Genomic DNA, 20,287 nt, shown 5'->3' with positions numbered 1-20,287 from the left:
AGAAAACACGCGCCAAGGATACCCGCGCGACGCCAAAAGCGCGAGACGGGCGCGCGGCCCGTCTCGTGTTAATGCATCGTTTCGGTCTCGGCCACGCGGCTCGTCGCTTGCGGCGCGCGCGGCACGGCCGGCGGCGCACTGATGCGACGCCGCGTGCGCACGAGTTCGGCGAGTTGCCACGAACCGAGCGCCAGGCAGCCGAACAGCACCTCGCGGCCGCGCTTGACCAGCGCGAGCGACAGCGCCGTCTCGCGGTCGACGCCGAACATCTGCGCGAGCAGCACGACCGTCGCCTCCTGCACGCCGAGGCCGCCCGGCACCATGAACGCCGCATGACGCACGGCCTGCGTCATCGCCTCGATCGCGATCGCGCCGCCGATCGACACCGGATGGCCGAGCAGCGCGAGCGCCCAGTAGATCTCGAGCGCGCCGAGCACGTAGCCGGCCAGTTGCCAGAAGAATGCGCTGAACAGCAGGCCCGTGCGCGACATCAGCCCATCGATGTCGGCATCGAGCCGCTTGCCGTCGACACCCTGCAACAGCCGGTGCGAGTCGCCGAGCAGGCGGCCCGCGAAACGCTCGATCGCATGGAAGATGCCGCCGCGACGCATCAGCACGACGCCGAGCACCGGCAGCGGCAGCGTGAGCAGCAGCGCGAGGCCGATCGTGCCGCCGCCCATGTTGTCCGTCGTCGAAAGCAGCAGCACGAGGCCGAGCGCCGCGAACGCATACTGGACGACGATCGTCACGAGCACCTCGACGATCACCGATGCCGTCACACGGCTCGCGTCGGGCACCTGCCAGCGCGCAAGCCGGATGCCGACCAGTTCGCCGCCGATCCCGACCACCGGCAGCAGCCGGTTCACCGCTTCGCGGACCGTGGCAATCCACCACAGGAACGGCAGCGATGAGCGCTTGTCGAGCAGCAAGTGCCACGCATACGCATCGAGCAGCAGCGGCAGCGCATGGAACGGCACGAGCCACAGCAGCGCGTAACCGGCGCGCGCGAGCATCTGCGACACGTCGCCGATACCTTCGTGCAGCCCCAGCGCGAGCAGGATGCCGATACCGAGCGGCCAGCCGAGCCATTTGATCCACTTGGTCATGACGGCTGCGCCCCCGGTGCACGCGACGCTTGTGCGCCGCACCGTGCCGCGGGCTGACCGAACACGTCGGCAAAGCCGCCGGTCGCGACGCCTGCGGCCTTCAGCGCGGCCGCGACGCGCGGCGACAGCAGCGCGTCGAGTTCGTCCACCGGACGGTAGCCGGCCATCGTCGGCGTGATCGGGCCGTCGCCGGCTTCGGCCGGATGGCAGTAGATCTCGCCGACGCCCGGCGGCAGCTTGGCCAGCGCGTCGAGCAACACGGCCTCGTCCATCGCGCCCGTATGCTCGATCCCGACCACGTAGTCGTTGTGTGCGAGCCCCGCGCGGTCGAGCCGCGCGCGCACGAGCGCGATCCACGGCTTGAGCAGCGCGGGGGCGCTCGTCTCGTACGGCAGCCGCACCGCGCGCAGCCCGTAGTCGCGGCCGATCTCGATGATCATCGACAGCACGGTCGGATGCAGGTGGAAATGCTTGTGCGCGTTCACGTGGTCGAGCGGCAGGCCGCTCGCCGCGAACGCGTCGAACTGCGCGCGAATCTCGCGGCGCAGCTGCGCCCGCACGTGCGGCAGGAAGAAGAAGCGGCAGCCGTCCTTCGCCATCGCATCGTCGAAGCGCCCGTCGGGGCCGACGAGCGCGGCGATCTCATGCGCGGGCAGCGTGGCCGGTCCGTCCGCGAGGACGAGATGCAGGCCGACCGCGAGCGACGGCAGCCGCCGCGCGCGTTCGATTGCATCCTGCGCGGCGGGCGCGCCGACCATCAGGCTCGCGGCGTTCAGCACGCCGTCGCGGTGCGCGCGCTCGACCGCCGCGTTGACGCGCGGGTGCAGCCCGAAGTCGTCCGCGGTGAAGATCAGCGCCCGCGCCGCCCGCTGCGTCGTCACGAATCAGGCCTCGTGTGCGCGCAGGAAGCGGAAGAACTCGACGCCTTCGCGCAGGCGGCGCTTCATCATGTCCCAGCTCGTCAGCATCTCGCGGACGATCTCCCAGATCTTCGACGGACGGAAGTAGAACTGGCGATAGAACTGCTCGAGATGGTGATAGATCTCGTCGCGCGACAGGTGCGCATAGCCGATCGCCGCGAGCTGCACGCCTTCCTTGCTCACCAGGTTGATGGTCTTGTTCTCTTCCATCCAGCCGTTTTCCACGGCCTGCTTGTAGAGCGTCGTGCCCGGATACGGCGCGGCGAGCGACACCTGGATCGTGTGCGGATTGATTTCCTTCGCGTACTCGATCGTCTTCTTGATGGTCTCCTGCGTCTCGCCCGGCAGGCCGAGGATGAAGGTGCCGTGGATCTTGATGCCGAGCTTCTTGCAGTCCGCGCTGAAGCGGCGCGCGAAATCGGTGCGCACGCCCTTCTTGATGTTCACGAGGATCTGGTCGTCGCCGGATTCGAAGCCGACCAGCAGCAGGCGCAGGCCGTTTTCCTTCATGACCTTGAGCGTCTTGTACGGCACGTTCGCCTTCGCGTTGCACGACCACGTGATGCCGAGCTTGCCCAGGCCGATGGCGATGGCCTCAGCGCGCGGCAGGTCGTCGGTGAAGGTGTCGTCGTCGAACATCAGTTCCTTCACTTCCGGCATGTTGTCGCGGATCCACTTCGCTTCCGCGAGCACGTTCTCGACCGAACGCGTGCGATAGCGATGGCCGCTGACCGTCTGCGGCCACAGGCAGAACGTGCAGCGCGACTTGCAGCCGCGGCCCGTATAGATCGATACGTACGGATAGTTGAGGTAGCCGATGAAGTAGTTGTCGATCTTCAGGTCGCGCTTGTAGACGGGCGCGACGAACGGCAGTTCGTCCATGTTCTCGAGGATCGGACGCGCTTCGTTGTGCTCGATCGAGCCGTCCTTCGCGCGCCAGCTCAAGCCCTTGATCTCGGGGAACGGCTTGCCTTCGGCGATTTCCTTGCAGGTGTAGTCGAATTCCTCGCGGCACACGAAGTCGATTGCCTCGCTCGCCGTGAGCGAGTTGTGCGGATCGACCATCACCTTCGCGCCCACCATGCCGACCAGCATCGACGGCTTCATCTTCTTGAGATCCTGCGCGAACATCGCGTCGGTCGGGAACGACGGCGTGCTCGTGTGGATGATCACGAGGTCGTAGTCGTTCGCGATCTTCAGCGTTTCCTCGACCGACAGGCCGTCGGCCGGTGCGTCGACGACGCGGCTGCCCGGCACGAGCGCGGCCGGCTGGGCAAGCCACGTCGGATACCAGAAGGAACGGATTTCGCGCTTCGCCTGATAGCGCGAGCCGGCTCCGCCGTCGAAGCCGTCATACGAAGGGGCCTGCAAGAACAGCGTTTTCATGAATGCTCCGGTAGCCTGCATAGTTCGATTCGTCACAACGATTCAGTCAAAAAACCGCGGGCCGCCGTACCGGCGCCCGCCTCTCTGTCATGTCGCGCCGCGCGGCCTCGCCGCGCAGCGCGTCTCGGCCCTCGGGCCGGGTTCGGTTGGAGCGGCCCTAGCGGCCGTCCACTGCTTCCACTGCCGCCGTCGCGCGTTCGCCGCCGACGACCGTCATCCGCGCGCCGCGCCACACGACGTGCGTGCCGAACGCGGCCGCGAGCCATTCGAGCGCGAGCAGCGTGTCGCGCACCGCGACGAGCGGCAGGTCGCGCCAGAACGCGAGCCAGCCGTCCTCGCCGCGCGCGTGCAGCACGAGCCGCCCGAACGCGCCCACCACGGCCGCCCAGCCCGCCAGCGAGCCGGCGAAGGTTCCATCGAGGCGCAGCGCGAGCGCCGCGCCGATTGCGAGCCACGGCACGGTAAACGTAATGAACAGGAACGTGAAGCCGGCCGGGTTCAGCGAACGGATCGTGCGCAGCCAGCGCGTTTCGCGGTGCCACAGCGGCCCGAACGACGGTTCGATCACGTCGGTCGCGACCTCGACCTCCGACAGCACGGTGCGTCGCCCGAGGCGGCGCGGCAGCTCGGCCAGCCAGAAATCGTCGGCCAGTTCGTCCTTCAGCGCGGGAAAGCCGCCGATCCTGTCGAGCGTGTCGCGCGTCAGCGCGAGCGTCGCGCCGAAGCCGAAGCGGCTCGAGCGGCCAAGGTGCGTGATCCGGACCGACGGCGCGAACCAGGCGTCGACGAACTGTGCGCCGATCCGCGTCCAGAACCCGCCGACGCTGCGCGCATGATACAGGCACGTGACGACCCCCACCGACACGTCGGCGAGCGGCGCCGTCACGCGCTCCAGATAGTCGGGCTTCACCGCGATGTCGCTGTCCGCTATCACGATGCGGCCGTACTTCGCGCGCTCGGCAAGGTTGATCAGGTTGGCGACCTTCAGGTTCTTGCCGTGCACGCGCGCATCGACCACGAGCGTGATGTCGCACTCGGGATAATCGGCGCGCAGCCGTTCGACCACGGCAATGGCCGGATCGGCCGCCGACGCGACGCCGAACAGCACTTCATAACGCGGATGGCGCTGCTCGCAGAACGTCGCGAGGTTTTCGTACAGGTGCGGCTCCGCGCCGCACAGCGGCTTGAGCACGCTGACCGGCTCGAAGCCGTCGCGCATGGCCGTGCGCGGCGTACGCGGCCGCGGTGCGAACGCGGCGACGAGCGCATAGCCGGCCGCGGCCAGCGTGAAGACGATCAGGAGCCAGTCGAGCATCGTTGCGGTTGCCGTCATGCGCGACGCCTCCCGGCGACCTTAACGCCATGAAGAACGCCTGAGCATGATTGAGCGTGATTCGGTATTCCGACAACGACGAACGCGGGCACGACCCGACTCCTTGTTCCAGCAGCGTCTGTATATGAGGGAGGCCCGACCCATCCTTCGGGTATGGCCATGCCCGGCTTCGCGTGGCGCATCTCCGCGCGACACCCGGACGGGATACGGGAAGACTCGTATGGCTACCTTCGGCACAACATGGGCAGGCGCCGGATTTTAGCAGCCCGCGGCACCCCGCGCTCGGCACTACGAGAAACGGACTGGTGCAATTCCGGCAAAGCTGCGCAGTCGGCGAACCATTTGGGCACACCCGTGTTCACGTTAACGTAAGCGGTTTGCAGGCGTATTGCAGTATTGAAAATCAAACGTTTCGTGCAAATTTGTATGTCGATGCGGATTCACATCCAATCGCCGTAAAGATTGGTAATTAATCGGCGATTAGATTGATTTTTGCAACGACCACCCAAGTCGACCCTGCATCCCTGAAAGGCGCATGGGTATCGGGCCGCCCCCAGCACGTTCCGGTGCCCTTTGGCAAAATCCTCGGCATTTGTTGCGTAAGTGCATCACCCCGCTCCCCCGTTCGAAGGCCAACCGATGACTCCGTTTTCCGTACTCGACCTCGCCCCCATTCCGGCCGGCGCCGACGCCTCCCAGGCATTTCGCAACACCGTCGATCTCGCGCAGCATGCGGAACGTTGGGGTTACCAGCGTTACTGGCTCGCCGAGCATCACAACATGCCCGGCATCGCGAGCGCGGCAACCGCCGTCGTGATCGGCCACGTCGCGGGCGCCACGCAAACGATCCGGGTCGGGTCGGGTGGCATCATGCTGCCGAATCACGCGCCGCTCGTGATTGCCGAGCAGTTCGGCACGCTCGCGTCGCTGTATCCGGGACGCATCGATCTCGGCCTCGGCCGCGCGCCCGGCACCGACCAGACCACGTCGCGCGCGCTGCGCCGCGACCTGATCGGCAGCGCCGACTCGTTTCCGGATGATGTCGCCGAGCTGCAGCGCTACTTCGCGGAGCCCGTGCCCGGCCAGCGCGTGCGCGCAGTGCCCGGCGCAGGGCTCGACGTGCCCGTGTGGCTGCTCGGCTCGAGCCTGTTCAGCGCCCAGCTCGCCGCGATGCTCGGGCTGCCGTTCGCGTTCGCGTCGCACTTCGCGCCGGATTACCTGATGCGCGCGCTCGAGATCTATCGTGCGCAGTACCGGCCGTCGGCCGCATGGCCGAAGCCGCATGCGATGGTCGGCGTCAACGTGTTCGTCGCCGATACCGACGACGAGGCACGGCGCCTGTTCACGTCGCTGCAGCAGCAGTTCATCAATCTGCGGCGCGGCACGCCGGGCAAGCTGCCGCCGCCGGTCGACGTGCTCGAGGCCAACGAGCTGGAACTCGCGACCGTCGCGCATTCGCTGTCGTTCGCGGCGGTCGGCTCGCGCGACACGGTGCGCGACAAGCTGCGCGACCGCATCGCGCAAACGGGGGCCGACGAACTGATCGTCACCGCACAGATCTACGATCACGCGGCACGGCTGCGCTCGTTCGAATTGACCGCGCAGATCCGCGACGAACTCGCGAGCGAAACGCACTGACGGCGCGCGCCCGGGCCGCCCGCGGCCGGCCCCGCATCACTGCGGGTGCACGGCCTCGAGCCCGTCGAGCAGCGCCTTGTGGAAAGCGTCCGGGTCCTGGATCTGCGGCGCGTGCCCGAGCGCCGGGAACTCGACGAGCTGCGCGCCGGGGATCGCGGCCTGCGTGCGCTTCGCGAGTTCCGGGTAGCGGCCGAGCTTCGCATGCACGTCAGGCGGCGAGACATCCTTGCCAATCGCGGTCGTGTCCTTGTCGCCGATCATCAGCAGCGTCGGCACGCGGATCGCGCCGAGTTCATAGACCACCGGCTGCGTGAGGATCATGTCGTAGATCAGCGCGGAGTTCCACGCGACCGCATCGCGACCCGCGCCACGGTACATCCCGGCCAGCATCTGCACCCAGCGCTCGTACGACGGCGACCACTTGCCCGCGTAGTACGTGCCCTGCTCGTAGCGGCGGATGCCGTCGGCCGTGGTCTTCAGTTCGCGCGCATACCAGTAGTCGACCGGCAGCGGCGGCACGCCGAGCGCCTTCCAGTCCTCGAGGCCGATCGGGTTCACGAGCACGAGCTGGTCGGTCGCCTTCGGATACATCAGCGCGTAGCGCATCGCGAGCATCCCGCCCGTCGAGTGGCCGACGATCGTCGCCGACTTCACCCCCACCGATTCGAGCAGCGCGTGCGTGTTGCGCGCCAGTTGCTGGAAGCTGTACTGGTAACGATCGGGCTTCGACGACTTGCAGAAGCCGATCTGGTCCGGCGCGATCACGCGATAGCCGGCACGGCTCAGCACGCCGATCGTGTCCTCCCAGGTCGCCGCGCAGAAGTTCTTCCCGTGCAGCAGCACGACGGTGCGGCCGTTCGGGTGTGCCGGCTGCACGTCGAGATAGGCCATCTCGAGGGTTTCGCGCTGCGATACGAACGTGTACAGATGCACGGGTGCCGGATAGGTGAACCCTTCCAGGCGCGGGCCATACACGGGCCCGTCGTTGCCGGCGGGCGATGCGGCGGCCGCCGTGGCAGGCATGGCGCACACGGCGGCGACACCCATGCCGAGCACGGCGGCGCGCACGGCAAACAACATCTTGCGAATCGAAAGCATGGCGATCACGGTGATTGGAGACGCTCGCGGGCAGCCAGGCCGCCTCGCGCCCCGCGATTCTACGCGGTCACGCTGACGACGGCGCGCAACACTCCGGGGCCGCGCGACTTCCGCGCGCGCGACGAACTCGGGTATCGTGTGACGTGACCCTGAAACGCGTGCAGGCGATTCCCATGAAAAACGTCCTCAGCATTCAGTCGCACGTCATCTACGGCCATGCCGGCAACAGTGCGGCCGTGTTCCCGATGCAGCGCCTCGGCGTCAACGTCTGGCCGCTCAATACCGTCCAGTTGTCGAATCACATGCAGTACGGTCACTGGGCCGGCAGTGCGATCGATGCCGCGAAGATGGAGCAGCTCGTCGACGGCATCGCCGCAATTGGCGCACTCAAGCGCTGCGACGCCGTGCTGTCCGGCTTCCTCGGCTCGCCGCCGCAGGCGCGTGCGGCCGTCGAGATCGTCCGCACGGTGAAGGCGATGAATCCGAACGCGTGGTACTTCTGCGATCCGGCGATGGGCCAGACGGGCGGCATCCGGCCCGAGCCCGGCGTCGAGGAATTCATCGTCCAGGAGATGCCGGCGCTCGCGGACGGCATGTCGCCGAACCACAGCGAACTGCAGAAGCTCGCCGGGCGGCGCATCGAAACCGTCGCCGAAGCCGTCGACGCCTGCCGCGCGCTGATCCGCCGCGGCCCGCAGATCATCCTCGTCAAGCACCTGCACGACCGTAACAGCCCGGCCGATCGTTTCAACATGCTCGCCGTCACCGAAACGGAAGCATGGATCGGCCAGCGCCCGCTGTACGCGTTTCCACGCCACCCGGTCGGCGTCGGCGACCTGACCAGCGCGATCTTCGTCGCATGCCGGCTGCGCGGCGACTCCGTGCGCGCCGCGTTCGAGCATACGCTCGCGGCCGTGCATGCGGTCGTGAAGGCCACCTACGATGCGCGCCGCTACGAGCTCGAACTGGTCGCCGCGCAGGACGAAATCGCGCGCCCGAGCGAATGGTTCGGGGCGTGGGTCACGGACGCCTGACGCGCGGGCGTCGCCCTCCGCTTCATCGGCGCGCATCCCGCGCCGCTTTCCAGCCTCCCCCCGCCGCACCACGACCGCCGGCGACAGGTGTCCCGACGCTGCCTCGAGATCGCTTCGATGCGGATGCAAACGTTTCCGGACTTCACATGAATGACACCGATTCCTCGCTATGCTCGCGGCGGCACGACTCGACGCAGCCGCATCCTGCGACCCAGGCGCGCCCTTCCAGCAGGTCCCGCCAATCGGCTCCCCTTTAACGCACGATAACGACCATGACCCGATCGAACCGTCGTGACTTCCTGCGCGTCGCTGCCGGCACCGCCGGCGCCGCCGCGCTGAACCTGTTTCCGCCCGTGATTCGCGATGCGCTTGCGATTCCCGCGAACCGCCGCACCGGCACCATCCGCGATATCGAACACATCGTGATCCTGATGCAGGAGAACCGCTCGTTCGACCACTACTTCGGCACGATGCGCGGTGTCCGCGGCTTTGGTGATCCGCGCCCGCTGCGCCTCGCGAACGGCAAGTCGGTGTTCCACCAGCCGGTCGGCCCGGCCGAGCTGCTGCCATTCCATCCGGGCGCGGACAAGCTCGGCCTGCAGTTCCTGCAGGACCTGCCGCACGGCTGGCAGGACATGCATGCCGCCTGGAACAAGGGCCGCTACGACCAGTGGGTGCCGAACAAGGGCACCACGACGATGGCGTACCTGAAGCGTGACGACATTCCGTTCCACTACCAGCTCGCCGACGCGTTCACGATCTGCGACGCGTACCACTGCGCGATCCCGAGCTCGACCGATCCGAACCGCTACTACATGTGGACGGGCTACGTCGGCAACGACGGCACGGGCGGCGGCCCGGTGCTCGGCAACGAGGAAGCGGGCTACGGCTGGACGACCTATCCGGAAGTGCTGGAGAACGCCGGCGTCTCGTGGAAGATCTACCAGGACATCGGCACCGGCCTGAACGCCGCCGGGTCGTGGGGCTGGACGCAGAACCCATACATCGGCAACTACGGCGACAACTCGCTGCTCTACTTCAACCAGTACCGCAACGCGCTGCCCGGCACGCCGCTGTACGACAAGGCGCGCACCGGCACCAACATCAGCGCGGGCGGCACGCTGTTCGACGTGCTGCAGCAGGACGTGAAGAACGGCACGCTGCCGCAGGTGTCGTGGATCTGCGCGCCGGAAGCGTATTCCGAGCATCCGAACTGGCCGGCGAACTACGGCGCGTGGTACATCGAGCAGGTGCTGAAGGCGCTCGTGTCGAATCCGGAGGTATGGAGCAAGACCGCCCTTTTCATCACGTACGACGAAAACGATGGCTTCTTCGACCACGTGCAGCCGCCGTTCGCGCCGCAGTCGCGCGACAACGGACTGTCGACGGTCGCGACGACCAACGAGGTATTCCCCGGTGATGCATCGCACATGGCCGGCCCGTACGGGCTCGGGCCACGCGTGCCGATGCTCGTCGTGTCGCCATGGACGAAGGGCGGCTGGGTCTGCTCGCAGACCTTCGATCACACGTCGCTGCTGCAATTCATCGAAGCGCGCTTCGGTGCGCAGTATCCGGTCAAGGCCGGCAACATCTCGCCGTGGCGTCGCACGGTGTGCGGCGACCTGACCGCCGCGTTCGATTTCGCGACGGCCGACGCCGGCTGGCCGACACTGCCGGACACGAGCGGCTACGCGCCGCCCGACCGCCTGCGCCACCCCGACTACATCCCGGTGCCGCCGGTGCTGCAGAAGCTGCCGAAGCAGGAGGCCGGGCTGCGGCCGGCGCGCGCGCTGCCGTACGAGTTGTTCGTGCACGGCCGCGTCGAATCGGTGAACGGCCTGTTCCGGCTGACCTTCGCGAACACGGGCCGGGCGGGCGCCGCGTTCCAGGTGCAGTCGCGCAACCGTCTCGACGGCCCGTGGACGTATACGGTCGAAGCCGGCAAGCGGATCGACGACACGTGGAGCGCCGCCGCGTCGCTCGGCCTGTACGACCTCGACGTGTACGGCCCGAACGGCTTCTACTGCCATTTCCGCGGCCCGTTCGCGACCGGTGTCGGCAGCGCGAACGTGAACCCCGAGGTGATCTACGGCTACGACGTCGCGAACGGCAACATCACGCTGCGCCTGATGAACCGCGGCCACCAGGCCGTGCGGCTCAAGGTCACGAACGCATACGGCCACGGCCGCGCGCGCACGTTCGACCTCGCGCCGGGCCAGCAGATCGACGACTACTGGGATCTGCGCGGCAGCCACGGCTGGTACGACCTGACCGTCAGCGACGGCCGGCTGCTCGGCTTCCTGCGCCGCTTCGCGGGCCACGTCGAGACGGGCCGCCCGAGCACCAGCGATCCGCTGATCCGCACGCACGCATCGCACGACGATGCCGAAGCCGCATCGGACGCCCTGTCCGACTGACGGCGTCCGGTGCGCGGCGCGGCCCCGGCGGGCCGCGCCGCCTCCCTGCTCCTCACTCCCCCTCTCCACCCGCTCCGTTCGCGACGGGAAACTCCCGATACCGGCCGCCGCCGCACGCGCGGAAGCTATGCGCAAATCCTCACCGAATGCGCGGCAAATTGCCAAGACCCGGGCATATCGGCGACCTATATATCGAGGCAGTCGGGGCGCCTCACAAAGCCTGACGGGAGAATCTTCCGAGGATCACGATGCCGACCTCCCCGCCCGATTCCGAGAAGCGGTCGAACCGCCCGCCCGTCGCACGCGTCCGGCCCGCCCGAGCGCATGCGGTACTCACTCGCAGGTGTCGAACAAGAGGAACAACATGAAATTCCGTCATTCCGTGCTGTCGGTGTCGATTGCATCCGCGCTTGCCCTCCTCTCGCAACAGGCCGCCCAGGCCGCCGATACGACCGACGTGAAAGTCGGGTTCGCCGCGCCGCTCACGGGCGTGAACGCCGGTTACGGCAAGGACCTGCAAAACGGCGTGCAGCTTGCGCTCGACGATGCCGCCGCGCAGAAGGTGCAGATCGCCGGCAAGTCCGCACACTTCGACCTCGTCGTGCAGGACGACCAGGCCGACCCGCGCATCGGCGTGCAGGCCGCGCAGGCGCTCGTCGACCAGAACGTGTCGGTCGTGGTCGGCCACTTCAACTCGGGGACGACGATTCCGGCGTCGGTCGTCTACGACAAGGCCGGCATTCCGGTGATCGATCCGGCCGCCACCAACCCGACGCTCACCGCGCGCGGGCTCGCGAACATGTTCATGGTGATCGCGACCGACGGCCAGAACGCCGGCAACGCGGGCAAGTACGCGGTCGACGTGACGAAGGCGAAGCGCATCGCGATCATCGACGACCGCACCGCGTTCGGCCAGGGCGAGGCCGACGAGTTCGAGAAGGCCGTGAAGGCCGCCGGCGGGAACATCGTCGGTCGCGAATTCACCAGCAACCAGGCGGTCGACTTCCGCGCGCAGATCACGAGCCTGAAGGCCAGGAACCCCGACCTGATCTTCTTCGGCGGCCTCGACTCACTCGCCGCGAACTTCATCAAGCAGATGCGTCAGCTCGGGCTGAACGCGCAGTTCGTCGGCGGCGGCGGTGTGAAGGACAACGAGTTCATCAAGATCGCGGGCCCGGCCGCCGAAGGCGCGATGGCGTGGGAATACGGCCGGCCCCTCGACGAGCTGCCGCAAGGAAAGGATTTCGAACAACGCTTCAAGAAGCGCTTCGGCGTCGACGTGCTGTCATACGCGCAGTTCGGCTACGACGCGGCGTGGGCAGCGATCAAGGCCATGCAGGCGGCCGGCTCGACCGACCCGAAGGTCTATCGTCCGGCGCTGAAGAAGATCGACTTCGAAGGCGTCACCGGCCGCATCTCGTTCGCGAACGACGGCTCGCTGAAGAGCGGGATGTCGACGCTGTACCAGGTGAAGAGCGGCGCGTGGAAGACGATCACGACGAAGGGAGGCTGATCGGCGGTGCCGGCGGCCGGCGGCGGAAACGCCGCCCGGCCCCGGCAATCGATGAAGGGACATCGATCTCGTATGACGACTGACGTTGAGGCGATTCGAGCGGGCAAGCGGCCACGCCGGCCGCACCGCCCGGCGCGTCAGCCGGCCTGCGCGTCGCGCTCGGCCTCGGCCGCCTCGTGCGCGCGGCGCAGCCGTTCGCGGCTGTTGGTGAGGTGGGTGCGCATCGCGGCGCGTGCGGCCTCCGGATCGTGGCGCGCGATCGCCTCGTAGATGTCCTCGTGCTCGTGGTTCAGCCGGCCGACGTAGCGCTCGAGATCGTCGCCCGCAAAGCGGGCCGAATTCACGCGCGTGCGCGGGATGATCGACGTGCCGAGCTGCGTCATGATGTCGACGAAATAGCGGTTGCCGGTGGACTGCGCGATCTGCAGGTGGAACTGAAAGTCGAGCTGTGCGGTGTCGCGGCCGCCGCCCGCCCCCGTTGCGATCGCGTCGAGCGCGCGCCGCAGCGCGGCCAGGTCGGTATCGTTCGCGCGCTGCGCGGCAAGGCTCGCACATTCGCTCTCGAGGCTGATGCGCAGTTCCAGCACCGCGAGCACGTCGCGCAGCGTCGTGATCGTCGCCGGGTCGATGCCGAGCGTCTGGCGGCGCGACGGCTCCAGCACGAAGCTGCCGATGCCGTGGCGCGTCTCGACGAGGCCGCTCGCCTGCATCCGCGAGATCGCCTCGCGCACGACCGTCCGGCTCACGCCCTGCGCCGCCATGACTTCGGTTTCGGTCGGCAGCTTGTCGCCGGGACGCAGCGTGCCGTTTTCGATCTGCGCGGTCAGCGCGTCGACGACATCTTGTGCGAGGCTGCGTGCGCGACGACGCGGCGCGGCGGGAAGCGTAGGCACGGACATGAGGCCGGTTCCTTTTTGAATGATCTTGATGTGAGCCGAGGGTTTACGCGGGGTTTGAGCGAAAGCCGATGATTCATTATACTTCGTCACAAGTCATCTGACGACTGATGATCGAAACACGGATCTCCTGTCGACTCAAGCGTGCATTCCAGCGCCGCCTGGTCCCATGCTTTACGATCAGCCGGCGCTCGCGTTCTGCGCTCCGCTGGATCGGTTGCCGCTCCTACCCCGTTCCGGGTTGCGTCGACCTGCGGGGCTTGCGCGCCGCGCATGTCGGTTGTCGAATGATCGCACCTCCCGCCGCGCGCGGCAAAGCTTTTGCCGCACGGCATTGCCCACCCTTTCGCCATCGCCGCCCATGAACGCCGTCACTGCCTCGCCCTCCCACGACACGCCGCGCATCGTCGACCTGCAAGCGATTCCGGTCGCCGGTCACGACAGCATGCTGCTCAACCTGAGCGGCGCACACGGCCCGTTCTTCACCCGCAACCTCGTGATCCTGAAGGACAGCGCGGGCCGGACCGGCGTCGGTGAAGTACCGGGCGGCGAAAGCATCCGCCGCACGCTCGACGATGCGCGCACGCTCGTCGTCGGCCAGCCGGTCGGCAATTACCACGCCGTGCTCAACGACGTGCGGCGCACCTTCGCCGACCGCGATGCGAGCGGCCGCGGGCTGCAGACCTTCGACCTGCGCACGACGATCCACGCGGTCACCGCGCTCGAAGCCGCGCTGCTCGACCTGCTCGGCCAGCATCTCGGCGTGCCGGTCGCCGCGCTGCTCGGCGAAGGCCAGCAACGCGAGCGTGTCGAAATGCTCGGCTACCTGTTCTACGTCGGCGACCGCACGAAGACCGCGCTCGCCTACCGCGACGGCAGCGGCGCGACCGACGACTGGACGCGCGTGCGCGACGAAGCCGCGCTGACCCCCGAGGCCGTCGTGCGGCTCGCCGAGGCCGCGCATGCGCGCTACGGCTTCAACGACTTCAAGCTGAAGGGCGGTGTATTCGAAGGCGCGAGCGAGATCGAGGCCGTGACGGCGCTCGCCGAGCGCTTCCCCGACGCACGCGTGACGCTCGACCCAAACGGCGCGTGGTCGCTCGACGAGGCCGTGCGGCTGTGCCGCGACCAGCATCACGTGCTCGCCTACGCGGAAGATCCGTGCGGCGCGGAGAACGGCTACTCGGGCCGTGAGGTGATGGCCGAATTCCGCCGCGCGACGGGGCTGCCGACGGCCACCAACATGATTGCGACCGACTGGCGGCAAATGGGTCACGCGGTGCAGTTGCAGGCCGTCGACATCCCGCTCGCCGATCCGCACTTCTGGACGATGCAGGGTTCCGTGCGCGTCGCGCAGATGTGCCGCGACTGGGGCCTCACGTGGGGCTCGCATTCGAACAACCACTTCGACGTGTCGCTCGCGATGTTCACGCACGTCGCGGCCGCCGCGCCGGGTCAGGTCACCGCGATCGACACGCACTGGATCTGGCAGGACGGCGAGCGGCTGACGCGCGAACCGCTGAAGATCGAGAACGGGCTGGTCGAGGTGCCGAAGCGGCCGGGGCTCGGCATCGATATCGACATGGATGCCGTCGCGGTCGCGCACGAACTGTACAAGCAGCACGGGCTCGGTGCCCGCGACGACGCGGCGGCGATGCAGTACCTGATTCCGGGGTGGACCTTCAACAACAAGCGCCCCTGCCTCGTGCGCTGAGCACGGGACGGACCGGGCGGCAGGATCGCCCGGTCGAGCCGAAACCGAGCGAAGCGATGCGGCCCGCGGCCGGGTCGATGACGGGTATCGGGCGGAAAACGCTGCGTGGGTAGAACGGGATCGGGATGAAGGTGGTGGCAGCGATGGCTGGCCTGCCCGGCCTCGCCTGGGTCGCACCTACCCGGCCAACCCAATCCCCCGCGACATCCCCGACGCGGCGAACACGATGACGATCACCAGCACCGCCTGCCAATGGCCGATCCGCACATAGGTGCGCGCACGGCCGAGATCGGGCATCTGCTGCCGCCGCGCGGCGACGCGCCACCGGATCAGCCCGAGCATCGGCACGACCTCGAGCAGCAGGATCAGCACGAGCGCGGTCATCTTCAGGTGAAAAAGCGGTTCGTGCAGGTAGTACGCGGAGCCTTTCTCGAAACCGCCGAACGCGCGCACCAGGCCCGTCACGATCAGCACGAGCGCTGACAGCCCCCACGCGGCATCGGCCTTGAATACACCGGGCAAGTCGGCCGCCTGCGCCGACGCGATGAGCCGGCGCAACGCGCGGTTACGCCCCGCGATCGCGGCAAACGCGACGCCGAACGCGCTCAGGTGAATGGCAGCCAGCAACCAGCGGACGATCATCACGCCTCCTTGTCGCCCGCATGCGGTGCGCGGGACTTGTCAGACGATCTGTTTGAGCGCGGCGTCGAGCGCGAGCACCGCGACGCGGTCGCCTTCGGTCGCGAGCGGCGCACGCATGACGATCTGCCGGTTATGGCCGACGGCCGCCGGCGAATCCCACAGCAGTTCGACCTTCGGTCGGTTGAAGAGGCTGCCGCGGCGCGGCGGCACGACTGCCGGCTGCGCGTCCGATGCCCCCTCGCCTGCCGCAGGCGCCGCCTGGCCGGGCCAGCGCACCGACAGTTCGCGCGCATCGTACTGGCCGACCTTGCGGCTTTCCATCCACACGATCGCGGTGCGCGTCAGCACATCGAGCGAAATCGCATAACGACCGACCGCGAAGCGGCGGGCGGCCACGTTGGTCCGCCACAGCGGCCGCGGGCGACAGATCCAGACGATCGCTGCATAAAGCGCCGGTGCGGCAACGAGCCAGCCGTTGGTCGCCGTCACCGCATGCAGCGCGAGGCGCCAGCCGTCCACCCAGACGAACATGCCGATCGACCAGATCGCGAACAGGAAACCGATCAGCGCGAAGACGCGCAGCGCCTGGCGCAGCCACTGCGGCAGCGGATGAAACGGCCGTTCGGCGCGCGCGACGGCGCCCGGCAGCGCGAGCAGCAGGAAGATCAGCAGAAGATAGACGAATGCCCAGGGCGACGACACCATCGCCGACAGCGACGAGCGATAACCCATCTGGGACATCGAGAACAGCCAGCGCGCGAGCAGCACGAGACCGATCGCACGCAACGCGAAGATCACACCGGCGCCGGGGGCCGGCGCTGCGCGCGTGGATTTCGTTCTCGCCAAGACTGCTCTCCTCTGGATATTCGTGCGGGGCCGGATTTCACGGCACGGCCATTATAGGGACATTACCGTCTGGACAGACGGCCGGATGCCATGGCGGGTCGCTTCGGGGGCCGTTCGCGGCGTCGGGCGCGGCGAGAATACAACAGATCCGCGCCGCGGATGTGACAACGCCCCGCCGGGAACCCGGGCGGGGCGTCGAAGGCAAGCCGCGCCGCAGCGCGGCGGCAGCCCGCAATCAGCTTGCGTTGACTTCGCGGAGCACCGTGCGACGCTTCTGGCGCAGCAGTTCCTCGTAGCCCTTCACGTAATTCTGCGCCATCACCTTCGACGAGAAGCGGGCTTCGAACGCGGCGCGGACCTGCTCGCGCGGCAGCGCATCGAGGCGCTTGAGTGCGGCAACAGCCGACAGCTCGTCTTCGACGACGAAGCCCGACACGCCGTTGTCGATCACTTCCGGCACCGAGCCGCGCTTGAACGCGATCACCGGCGTACCGCAAGCCATCGCCTCGATCATCACGAGGCCGAAGGGCTCCGGCCAGTCGATCGGGAACAGCAGCGCGTGCGCGTTGCCGAGGAATTCAGTCTTTTCGGACTCGCTGATTTCGCCGATGTACTCGACGTGCGGCAGCGCGAACAGCGGCTTGATCTTCTCTTCGTAGTACGCGCGGTCAGCCTTGTCGAGCTTCGCGGCGATCTTGATCGGCAGGCCGGCCTGCTCGGCGATGCGGATCGCCGTGTCGACGCGCTTCTCCGGCGAGATGCGGCCCAGGAACGCGAGGTAGCTCGGCTTCACGTTCGGGATCGGCGTCAGCAGGTTTTCCGGCAGGCCGTGATAGACGGTCGACAGCCAGTTCGCCTGCGGCAGCGGGATGCGCTGGTTGTCGGAAATCGACACGACCGGCACGTCGCTGAATGCGTTGAAGATCGGCTGCAGTTCCGGCAGGTCGAGACGGCCGTGCATCGTCGTCAGATGCGGGACCGGCTGGCGCGAGAACAGCGAGAACGGGTAGTAGTCGATGTGGCAGTGCAGGACATCGAACTCTTCCGCGCGACGGCGCACCTGCTCGAGGAGCAGCATGTGCGGAGCCATCACGTCGCGGATCGTCGGGTCGAGGCGCAGCGCCTGCGGCCAGCAGGCTTCGAGCTTCGCGGAGGTTTGCGAATCGCCGCTCGCGAAGAGCGTGACGTCATGCCCCATCTCGACAAGTGCTTCGGTGAGGTAGGACACCACTCGCTCGGTACCACCGTACAGTTTCGGGGGCACCGCTTCGTGCAACGGAGCGATTTGGGCGATTCGCATGCGTAACTCCTAAAAAATCGGCTAAAAACCAGGTATGGGTCGGCAACCTGCCGGCGGTCCGGGCTGGATGCATTTCGTCCAAAGATCGGACGAATCAGCCTGCCGGGGGCGTCAAACCCGCGCTGCTCAAGGAGCGTCGGCGACGCGACAGGCATAGAACGTTTGAAACGAAGACCCGTTGACAGGGGTTCGTAAAAAAACCTGGAATCGAACCCGGAGCCGATTATCTAGGGTTAATCCCGATACGGCGCACAACATTTCAAACACTTTACTTTGTTACAAAGGTGCAACACTTTGCAACCCGCGGACTTGGGTGTCCGTTCTAGAGTGGAAGGCCCTTTTGGCATTCCTTGCCCCCGTGACTGCCGGTAGCGTGATTCCGGCACATGAGGCAGGACGGGATGCCGGATTTTATCTCAAAATCGATCGCGAGCCCCCGGCCAAGGCAAGATTCGCGCAGCGCGACACGCGGCCTTGTTTACAATGCCGGATTATTCAGTCCGGGCGAACGCCGGCCTGCGATCCAGCCGCCACGCTCAATCACCGAATCACCGCACGCATATTTTGGAATCTCTCACCCCTGCCCAGCGCAACGCCCACAACGCGAAGCTGTCGAGCTACGCGCACCGGCCGATCGCGTTCCTGTTCCGCTACATTCGCCTTCACCCCGTCGCCCACCTGGTCGTGCTCTGCAGCGTGCTGGCCGCCGTCGGCTGCGCGCTCGGCTCGCAATACGCGATCAAGCACCTGATCGACGTGCTGGCGACCGGGCGACATCACCCCGGCCCGCTGTGGAGCGCATTCGCGCTGCTCGTCGGGCTGATCGCCGCCGACAACCTGCTGTGGCGCGTCGGCGGCTGGTTCGCCGCGCACACGTTCGTCGCGGTCACCGGCGACCTGCGGCGCGACCTGTTCCAGTACCTGATCGGCCATTCGCCCACCTACTACGCCGAAAAGCAGCCCGGCACGCTCGCGAGCCGCATCACGGCCACGTCGAACGCCGTCTACACGTCGGAGAACACGATGGCGTGGAACGTACTGCCGCCGTGCATCGCGGTGATGGGCGCGATCCTGATGATCATCGTCGTCAATCCGATGATGGCGGCCGGCCTGCTCGGCTGCTCCGCGGTGCTCTCCGTCGTGCTGTTCAAGCTGGCCGGTCGCGGCTCCGCGCGCCACCACGCGTTCGCGGCGAAGGCGGCGGCGGTCGACGGCGAGCTCGTCGACGTGATCGGCAACATGGGGCTCGTGCGTGCGTTCGGGATGACGCTGCGTGAACAGAAACGCTTCGGCGCGACGGTCAAGGCCGAGATGGATGCGCGCCAGCAGAGCCTGCTCTATCTCGAGAAGCTGCGCCTGCTGCACGCCGTGATCACCGCGATGCTGTCCGCCGGCCTGCTCGGCTGGGCGCTGTGGCTGTGGGACCAGGGCCGCGCGACGTCGGGCGACATCGTGCTGGTCAGCTCGCTCGGCTTCACGATCCTTCACGGCACGCGCGATCTCGCGGTCGCACTCGTCGACGTCACGCAGCACATCGCGCGCCTGTCCGAAGCGGTCAAGACGCTGCTCGAGCCGCACGGGATGCCGGACCGCTCCGACGCACAGCCGCTGTCGGCCAAGGGTGGCCGCGTCGACTTCGAGCGCGTGACGTTCGCGTATCCGCACCGCCGCGCGATCCTCGACCACTTCGACCTCCATATCGAGCCGGGCCAGCGCGTCGGCCTGATCGGCAAGTCGGGCGCCGGCAAGTCGACCGTGCTCGCGCTGCTGCAGCGCTTCTACGACACGCAGGACGGCGCCGTGCTGGTCGACGGCCAGGACGTGAAGACGATCACGCAGGACAGCCTGCGCCACGCGATCGCGCTCGTGCCGCAGGACATCTCGCTGCTGCACCGGACGATCTACGACAACATCGCGTACGGCCGCCCCGAAGCGACCCGCGACGAAGTGCTCGCCGCCGCGCGCGACGCGCGCTGCGCAGAGTTCATCGAAGCGATGCCGGAAGGCTATGACACGATCGTCGGCGACCGCGGCGTCAAGCTGTCGGGCGGCCAGCGCCAGCGCATCGCGATCGCCCGTGCGATCCTGAAAGATGCGCCGATCCTGCTGCTCGACGAAGCGACGTCCGCGCTCGACAGCGCATCCGAGGAAGCGATCCAGAGCGCGCTCGACCGCCTGATGGTCGGCCGCACGGTGATCGCGATCGCGCACCGCCTGTCGACGCTGCGCAACTTCGACCGGATCATCGTGATGAACAACGGCAAGGTGATCGACGACGGCACACCCGACGTGCTGCGCAACCGCCCGGGCCTGTACCGCGACCTGCTCGCGAAACAGCACGGCCGTCATCACCCGGCTCCCGACGGCAGCACGCCGACCGGCGAACGCGTGGCCTGACGTACCGGCCCGCAGTCGACAAAAAAGCCGCAGTGCGCCTCGCACTG

15 protein-coding genes are annotated in these 20,287 nt (G+C 67.5%); 6 read left to right on the top strand and 9 right to left on the bottom strand.

Going from position 1 to position 20,287, the window contains the following annotated elements; genetic code table 11:
- Nucleotides 1-68: 68 nt before the first annotated feature.
- The 4 genes from ACPTTC_RS06120 to hpnI all read right to left on the bottom strand — a co-directional run bounded on the left by ACPTTC_RS06120 (nucleotide 69) and on the right by hpnI (nucleotide 4,745).
- A complete protein-coding gene (locus ACPTTC_RS06120) occupies nucleotides 69-1,106 on the bottom strand; it encodes an HpnL family protein (protein WP_423391857.1) in 1,038 nt (345 codons plus the stop codon).
- Nucleotides 1,103-1,987, bottom strand: a complete 885-nt coding sequence (hpnK, locus tag ACPTTC_RS06115; protein ID WP_423391856.1) for a hopanoid biosynthesis-associated protein HpnK — start codon at nucleotides 1,985-1,987, stop codon at nucleotides 1,103-1,105. Before hpnK ends, ACPTTC_RS06120 begins: the two co-directional genes overlap by 4 nt.
- Before the next feature lie 3 nt (nucleotides 1,988-1,990).
- Complete coding sequence (gene hpnJ / locus ACPTTC_RS06110) at nucleotides 1,991-3,433, bottom strand: hopanoid biosynthesis associated radical SAM protein HpnJ (protein WP_306426902.1); 1,443 nt, start codon at nucleotides 3,431-3,433, stop codon at nucleotides 1,991-1,993.
- 136 nt (nucleotides 3,434-3,569) lie between these two features.
- Nucleotides 3,570-4,745 (bottom strand): bacteriohopanetetrol glucosamine biosynthesis glycosyltransferase HpnI, encoded by a 1,176-nt coding sequence (gene hpnI, locus ACPTTC_RS06105; RefSeq protein ID WP_423391855.1) that lies wholly within the window; start codon nucleotides 4,743-4,745, stop codon nucleotides 3,570-3,572.
- 639 nt (nucleotides 4,746-5,384) lie between these two features.
- On the opposite strand from hpnI, the gene ACPTTC_RS06100 reads away from it, so the two are divergent.
- The gene (locus ACPTTC_RS06100; protein WP_423391854.1) at nucleotides 5,385-6,383 is read left to right on the top strand and encodes an LLM class flavin-dependent oxidoreductase; all 999 of its coding nucleotides are present in this window, start codon (nucleotides 5,385-5,387) and stop codon (nucleotides 6,381-6,383) included.
- A gap of 36 nt (nucleotides 6,384-6,419) precedes the next feature.
- Here the strand turns inward: ACPTTC_RS06100 and ACPTTC_RS06095 are convergent, their stop codons facing one another.
- Nucleotides 6,420-7,481 carry an alpha/beta fold hydrolase gene (locus tag ACPTTC_RS06095; RefSeq protein ID WP_423391853.1) on the bottom strand — a complete coding sequence of 354 codons (1,062 nt, stop codon included), beginning with the start codon at nucleotides 7,479-7,481 and terminating at the stop codon, nucleotides 6,420-6,422.
- Between the two features lie 173 nt (nucleotides 7,482-7,654).
- Here ACPTTC_RS06095 and pdxY point away from each other — a divergent pair, with 173 nt between their 5' ends.
- The 3 genes from pdxY to ACPTTC_RS06080 all read left to right on the top strand — a co-directional run bounded on the left by pdxY (nucleotide 7,655) and on the right by ACPTTC_RS06080 (nucleotide 12,445).
- The gene (gene pdxY / locus ACPTTC_RS06090; protein WP_423391852.1) at nucleotides 7,655-8,515 is read left to right on the top strand and encodes a pyridoxal kinase PdxY; all 861 of its coding nucleotides are present in this window, start codon (nucleotides 7,655-7,657) and stop codon (nucleotides 8,513-8,515) included.
- Between the two features lie 272 nt (nucleotides 8,516-8,787).
- Complete coding sequence (locus ACPTTC_RS06085; RefSeq protein WP_423391851.1) at nucleotides 8,788-10,932, top strand: phosphocholine-specific phospholipase C; 2,145 nt, start codon at nucleotides 8,788-8,790, stop codon at nucleotides 10,930-10,932.
- A 364-nt stretch (nucleotides 10,933-11,296) separates the two neighbouring features.
- Nucleotides 11,297-12,445 carry a branched-chain amino acid ABC transporter substrate-binding protein gene (locus tag ACPTTC_RS06080; RefSeq protein ID WP_423391850.1) on the top strand — a complete coding sequence of 383 codons (1,149 nt, stop codon included), beginning with the start codon at nucleotides 11,297-11,299 and terminating at the stop codon, nucleotides 12,443-12,445.
- Nucleotides 12,446-12,582: 137 nt separating this feature from the next.
- Here ACPTTC_RS06080 and ACPTTC_RS06075 read toward each other — a convergent pair whose 3' ends face one another.
- Nucleotides 12,583-13,344, bottom strand: coding sequence for a FadR/GntR family transcriptional regulator (locus ACPTTC_RS06075; RefSeq protein ID WP_423391849.1), 762 nt, complete (start codon nucleotides 13,342-13,344; stop codon nucleotides 12,583-12,585).
- Between the two features lie 358 nt (nucleotides 13,345-13,702).
- Between ACPTTC_RS06075 and gudD the strand changes: the two genes are divergently transcribed.
- Complete coding sequence (gudD, locus tag ACPTTC_RS06070) at nucleotides 13,703-15,055, top strand: glucarate dehydratase (RefSeq protein WP_423391848.1); 1,353 nt, start codon at nucleotides 13,703-13,705, stop codon at nucleotides 15,053-15,055.
- Nucleotides 15,056-15,232: 177 nt separating this feature from the next.
- Here the strand turns inward: gudD and ACPTTC_RS06065 are convergent, their stop codons facing one another.
- The 3 genes from ACPTTC_RS06065 to ACPTTC_RS06055 form a co-directional block, all read right to left on the bottom strand.
- Nucleotides 15,233-15,697 (bottom strand): DUF2214 family protein, encoded by a 465-nt coding sequence (locus ACPTTC_RS06065; protein ID WP_423391847.1) that lies wholly within the window; start codon nucleotides 15,695-15,697, stop codon nucleotides 15,233-15,235.
- Between the two features lie 39 nt (nucleotides 15,698-15,736).
- Entirely contained in the window at nucleotides 15,737-16,543 is an 807-nt protein-coding gene (locus ACPTTC_RS06060) for a hypothetical protein (protein WP_423391846.1), read from the bottom strand.
- Between the two features lie 235 nt (nucleotides 16,544-16,778).
- The gene (locus ACPTTC_RS06055) at nucleotides 16,779-17,843 is read right to left on the bottom strand and encodes a glycosyltransferase family 4 protein (protein ID WP_175951753.1); all 1,065 of its coding nucleotides are present in this window, start codon (nucleotides 17,841-17,843) and stop codon (nucleotides 16,779-16,781) included.
- 564 nt (nucleotides 17,844-18,407) lie between these two features.
- On the opposite strand from ACPTTC_RS06055, the gene ACPTTC_RS06050 reads away from it, so the two are divergent.
- Nucleotides 18,408-20,240: an ABC transporter ATP-binding protein gene (locus ACPTTC_RS06050; protein ID WP_226195705.1), complete on the top strand. Its 1,833-nt coding sequence runs from the start codon at nucleotides 18,408-18,410 to the stop codon at nucleotides 20,238-20,240.
- Nucleotides 20,241-20,287 lie beyond the last annotated feature (47 nt).

Source organism: Burkholderia mycopellens, from assembly GCF_964265025.1.
Taxonomy (GTDB): domain Bacteria; phylum Pseudomonadota; class Gammaproteobacteria; order Burkholderiales; family Burkholderiaceae; genus Burkholderia.
This window is presented reverse-complemented; position numbering and strand designations above follow the sequence as displayed.

Bases quoted from the DNA above. Each gene is read 5' to 3' on its own strand.
- ACPTTC_RS06120 (WP_423391857.1), bottom strand. From the start codon at position 1,106: ATGACCAAGTGGATCAAATGGCTCGGCTGGCCGCTCGGTATCGGCATC.
- hpnJ (WP_306426902.1), bottom strand. From the start codon at position 3,433: ATGCAGGCTACCGGAGCATTCATGAAAACGCTGTTCTTGCAGGCCCCT.
- hpnI (WP_423391855.1), bottom strand. From the start codon at position 4,745: ATGACGGCAACCGCAACGATGCTCGACTGGCTCCTGATCGTCTTCACG.
- ACPTTC_RS06100 (WP_423391854.1), top strand. From the start codon at position 5,385: ATGACTCCGTTTTCCGTACTCGACCTCGCCCCCATTCCGGCCGGCGCC.
- ACPTTC_RS06095 (WP_423391853.1), bottom strand. From the start codon at position 7,481: ATGCTTTCGATTCGCAAGATGTTGTTTGCCGTGCGCGCCGCCGTGCTC.
- pdxY (WP_423391852.1), top strand. From the start codon at position 7,655: ATGAAAAACGTCCTCAGCATTCAGTCGCACGTCATCTACGGCCATGCC.
- ACPTTC_RS06085 (WP_423391851.1), top strand. From the start codon at position 8,788: ATGACCCGATCGAACCGTCGTGACTTCCTGCGCGTCGCTGCCGGCACC.
- ACPTTC_RS06080 (WP_423391850.1), top strand. From the start codon at position 11,297: ATGAAATTCCGTCATTCCGTGCTGTCGGTGTCGATTGCATCCGCGCTT.
- ACPTTC_RS06075 (WP_423391849.1), bottom strand. From the start codon at position 13,344: ATGTCCGTGCCTACGCTTCCCGCCGCGCCGCGTCGTCGCGCACGCAGC.
- gudD (WP_423391848.1), top strand. From the start codon at position 13,703: ATGAACGCCGTCACTGCCTCGCCCTCCCACGACACGCCGCGCATCGTC.
- ACPTTC_RS06065 (WP_423391847.1), bottom strand. From the start codon at position 15,697: ATGATCGTCCGCTGGTTGCTGGCTGCCATTCACCTGAGCGCGTTCGGC.
- ACPTTC_RS06055 (WP_175951753.1), bottom strand. From the start codon at position 17,843: ATGCGAATCGCCCAAATCGCTCCGTTGCACGAAGCGGTGCCCCCGAAA.